The organism is Claveliimonas sp. (assembly GCF_037273965.1).
Lineage (GTDB): Bacteria > Bacillota > Clostridia > Lachnospirales > Lachnospiraceae > Claveliimonas > Claveliimonas bilis.
The window spans coordinates 1-4,267 of sequence record NZ_JAYAZJ010000131.1; the positions used below are offsets into that span (position 1 = coordinate 1).

Sequence of the window (4,267 nt, forward strand, 5' to 3'; positions counted from 1 at the left end):
GAACCCGGGTTACCGCCGTGAAAGGGCGATGTCTTAACCGCTTGACCATGGAGCCATATCCAGTCTCTTCTGTTCTTTAAATGCGGAACATCAGTTGACCGAGTAATATAATATCATATACGAACCTGTTTGGCAAGCTTTTTTTCGAAAACTTTGAATGAAAATTTAAATTCCATTTTTTAGTCGGAGACCTTTCTTTTTCCTCTACTATATGAATACTTGCTTTTCGTTCTTTCACACCTTAATAACATTGACATTCCCCCATAATCATGTTACATATAACATAATTCTATATAGCAGGAGTATATTTAATATGATCAATAAAACAACCGCACAGCAGATTGTAGACACTGTCAAAGATGTCTGCGGACATGATATTAACTTTATTAATGAAAAGGGGCTTATTCTTGCCAGCACAAATCCCTCCCGGATCGGAACTTTCCATGAAGGAGGACAAAAAGTAATCTCCGCTGGCACTACTCTGGAAGTTTTTGAATCCGATACCCTTCTTGGAACTCAAAAAGGAGTAAATATCCCTGTATATCACAAAGGTTCTTTAGCTGCTGTAATCGGAATCAGCGGAGATCCACATGAGGTAAGGATTTATGCTCACTTAGCGGAGCGTATTACTCTGCTGCTCATCCGTGAGCAGGAACTAAACGCCGCTTCACGGACACTTGCCGAGAAGAAAAATCATCTTCTTCAGTTTCTGCTCTCCAATGACCGGGAACTGACAGCCCGCCTGTCAGAAGAGCTCAAAGCTTTCCATATTAATCCCAGGACGCCAAAGCGGATTTTTCTTATGGAGTTCAAAGCTTCTTCAGCTCCGGAAAGTATTTCTTCTTTGGAGACTGATATTTATCATTTTCTGGAAACACTCCCACAGTGTCTGTACAGCTACCAATATCCCCATACTTTCACAGTTCTGTTTGACTCCCCGGACTTAAAAGAGATAAAAGGCAGACTTTCTTCCTTTGTGTCTTCCAGAAAAGAAAATCTTAAAGTCGGCATCGGAAGCGCCGAAGAGCTCCCGAAACTAGGCTCTTCTCTCTACACTGCAAAAACGGCTTTAAACACCCTTCGCTTCTCCGATCATCAGATTGCTTTATTTGATGAATTAAATTTGGAGATCCTTCTGACAGATATTGATGAAATACATAGAAAAAGTTTTCTTAAAAAATCTCTTCAGAAACTTTCCCCTGAAGATATTCAGCTTCTCCGGACATACTTTCAGGAAAACTGTTCTCTGCTTCACACATGCCAAAAGCTCTTTCTCCACAAAAATACGCTGCAGTATAAGCTGAACCGGATCCATCGCTTATGCGGCCTGAATCCCCGGAATTTTCATGATTCCGTGATTCTCTATCTCGCGGTAAAGCTTCTTGACATTCCCGGGGAAGAACCCTTTGATGATACAACCCTGCATAACGATACTATTCTTCTATGACATACATCTTATATTTCATTTTTTGTTACTTATAACATATTTTTTTCTTTTTTTGTTATAAAATATATTTTTTTGCCCGTTCCTTCATGCTAAACTTGTATAAAAGAATATGAAAAACGGAGGAGACTTTATGAAAATTGTAACTGCCATTGATTCATTTAAAGGAAGTTTGTCTTCCATGGAAGCCGGAACTGCCGCAAAAGAGGGAATCCTTCTTGCTGATCCGGAAGCTGAAGTCGTTGTAAAGCCGCTTGCCGACGGGGGCGAAGGAACTACCGATGCACTGATCGAAGGTATGAATGGACAGAGAATTGACCTCACCGTTACCGGACCTATGAGAAAGCCTCAATCCTGTTATTACGGCTATCTGGCAGATTCCAATACTGCAATTATTGAAATGGCCTCTGCAGCCGGAATCACTCTTGTAAGCAGAGAAGAACGCAATCCTATGCTGGCGACAACCTACGGCGTCGGGGAAATGATCTTGCATGCAATAGGAAAAGGATGCCGCAATTTTATTATCGGTATCGGAGGAAGTCTCACAAATGATTGCGGAATCGGTATGCTGAAAGCTCTTGGATTTGAGTTTTGGGATGAAAACGGTATGGATGCCGGTGAAGGCGGACAGGCTCTTGCCAAGGTTGCTTCTATCCGCACTGAAAACAAGAACCCTCTTTTAGAGGGATGTCATTTTCAGATCGCATGTGACGTCACAAATCCTTTATGCGGAGAAAACGGGGCTACCTATATTTACGGACCGCAAAAAGGTGTGACCGATGAGATGAAAGAAGGACTGGATAAAGACATGGCTCATTTTGCCGCTGTCGTTTCTTCTTCTCTGAAATGCGATTATATAAACTATCCCGGAGCCGGAGCTGCCGGAGGCCTTGGTTTTGCATTCCTTTCATTCCTGAATGCACAGCTTTCTCCCGGAATTGACCTCATTCTTGATGCAGTAGGGCTTGAAGAGGAATTAAAAGACGCTGATATCGTCATTACCGGAGAAGGCAGACTGGATCATCAGACTGCCATGGGAAAAGCACCTGTAGGAGTTGCCAAACTTGCTCACAAATATCATGCAAAGGTGATCGCAATTGCCGGAAGTGTTACCAAGGAGGCACGCGCCTGCAACGCTGCCGGAATCGATGCTTTTTTCCCTGTTGTCCGCGGAATCACAACACTGGAAGAAGCGATGGATCCGGACAAAGCAAAAGAAAATATTCGTCAGACAATAGAACAGGTTATCCGGCTGATTTAGCCGGATAACCTGTTTTTTCATTTCACTTATTTTCTTACACTATGCTCTGGATTTTTTTCTGGCAATTAACGCAGTTGCTCCTGCCGCTGCCATTATCATGATCATTGCCATTGCCGAGCTTTCGTCTCCTGTCTTAGGCGCTGCTTTTTTATTCACAGTCTTTTGTACTGTTGCCTGCGGCTTTGTCTGATCTGCTGTCCCTTTATTAGTATCTGTGCCGGCCGGCTTTTGTGTATCCGGATCTGTCTGAGAAGGGTCATCCTTTCCAGGAGTACCCGGTTCCGGATTCTCAGTTACCTTATCCGCCACCTTACCGCTTATGCTGGTTGTTGCAGCCATGATCGGCGTATCAGTTTCCGGATCGAAATCCGCTTTGCCATAAGACACTGCAGCAAAACAAAATGCAATGTCTTTCTTAGCATAATTTTCCGGAATTGTTCCCTGAAGTGTTATCGTAAATGTACTTCCCGGTACAAATTCCTCTATATACAGTGTTCCATTCTCCGGCTGCGTCACGCCATCCGGCAAATTGACAAAACTTCCAAATGGCTGAACCTGATCCGGATCATTCCATCCGGTCCCATTATATCCGCCCATCACATACATATGCGATACATTTGAAGTTCCTATGTTGGTAATCGTAAGTTTTACAGAAGTCGCCTCATTCCGCGGAAGATTATCCATATCCTCTGCTTCTATATCTGCAGCGAGTGCCACATTAGCAATGGTCTCCTGAGACTCATTTTCCGCAACTATAAACTGCTGTACTGCAGTCTTTGCCAAAGTTTCCGCTTCCGTGCCTCCGTCTGTCCGGATATCTGTCTGGTAAAACAAGGCTTTCCCTTTCATATCTTCCGTAACGGTAAGGCTCACTGTCGCTTCTACTGTACCAACAGATCCAGCTGAAATCCTGGCTGTTGCCATTCCGTTTACTTTACCTATGTCTGACAAAATCTTCTGGTCTTCATTGACCTTCATCTCCGGCATCCCCGTTCTGCTGTTCATATCTTCTGTGTCGCTTACAATGAAACGAAGAAATGCCCCACCCAGATTTGCATTGGCTTCAGGTATATTCAGCTTGATCGTAAACTGTAGAACATCTCCCACTTCAGCCTTCCCACCTTTCAACTCACTGATCAAGGATGCAGACAGTTCCGGTGCTTTTGTCCCTTCCTGTGCACTCACCTGCATTCCCATAAAAAGACTTAATACCAAAAGACATGCTAACATGGTCTTTATTTTCTTCATGTTTCCCCTCCTTTTTCATAAAGTATCAAAACGATTTACAGTTATGTATAATATTACTATATTTTCATAGGAAGCACAAGTTTTTATGTGAGATATGCCTTTAATCTTTTCTTTGAGTACTAATCGTATATACAATAAAAAACTCACAAACTGATGTTTGTGAGTTTTCAGCTCCCCCTGTTGGACTCGAACCAACGACAACTCGGTTAACAGCCGAGTGCTCTACCGACTGAGCTAAGGAGGAATATTTAATTAATCAATTATTATGTACCTTCAAAACCACATACAAGAAATCTATCCATCTTCCAGCCTTT

At 42.9% G+C, this 4,267-nt stretch carries 3 protein-coding genes and 1 tRNA gene; 2 read left to right on the forward strand and 2 right to left on the reverse strand.

Annotation, left to right across the window (positions count from 1 at the left end; all coding sequences use genetic code 11):
• Positions 1-313: 313 nt before the first annotated feature.
• Positions 314-1,447 (forward strand): CdaR family transcriptional regulator, encoded by a 1,134-nt coding sequence (locus WJ238_RS11455; RefSeq protein ID WP_337606992.1) that lies wholly within the window; start codon positions 314-316, stop codon positions 1,445-1,447.
• Positions 1,448-1,577: 130 nt separating this feature from the next.
• Complete coding sequence (locus WJ238_RS11460) at positions 1,578-2,705, forward strand: glycerate kinase family protein (RefSeq protein WP_337606993.1); 1,128 nt, start codon at positions 1,578-1,580, stop codon at positions 2,703-2,705.
• Between the two features lie 39 nt (positions 2,706-2,744).
• Here WJ238_RS11460 and WJ238_RS11465 read toward each other — a convergent pair whose 3' ends face one another.
• Together WJ238_RS11465 and WJ238_RS11470 are read right to left on the reverse strand one after the other, a co-directional pair.
• Entirely contained in the window at positions 2,745-3,953 is a 1,209-nt protein-coding gene (locus tag WJ238_RS11465) for an LPXTG cell wall anchor domain-containing protein (protein ID WP_337606994.1), read from the reverse strand.
• A gap of 171 nt (positions 3,954-4,124) precedes the next feature.
• Positions 4,125-4,197, reverse strand: a tRNA-Asn gene (locus WJ238_RS11470).
• Between the last annotated feature and the right edge of the window lie 70 nt (positions 4,198-4,267).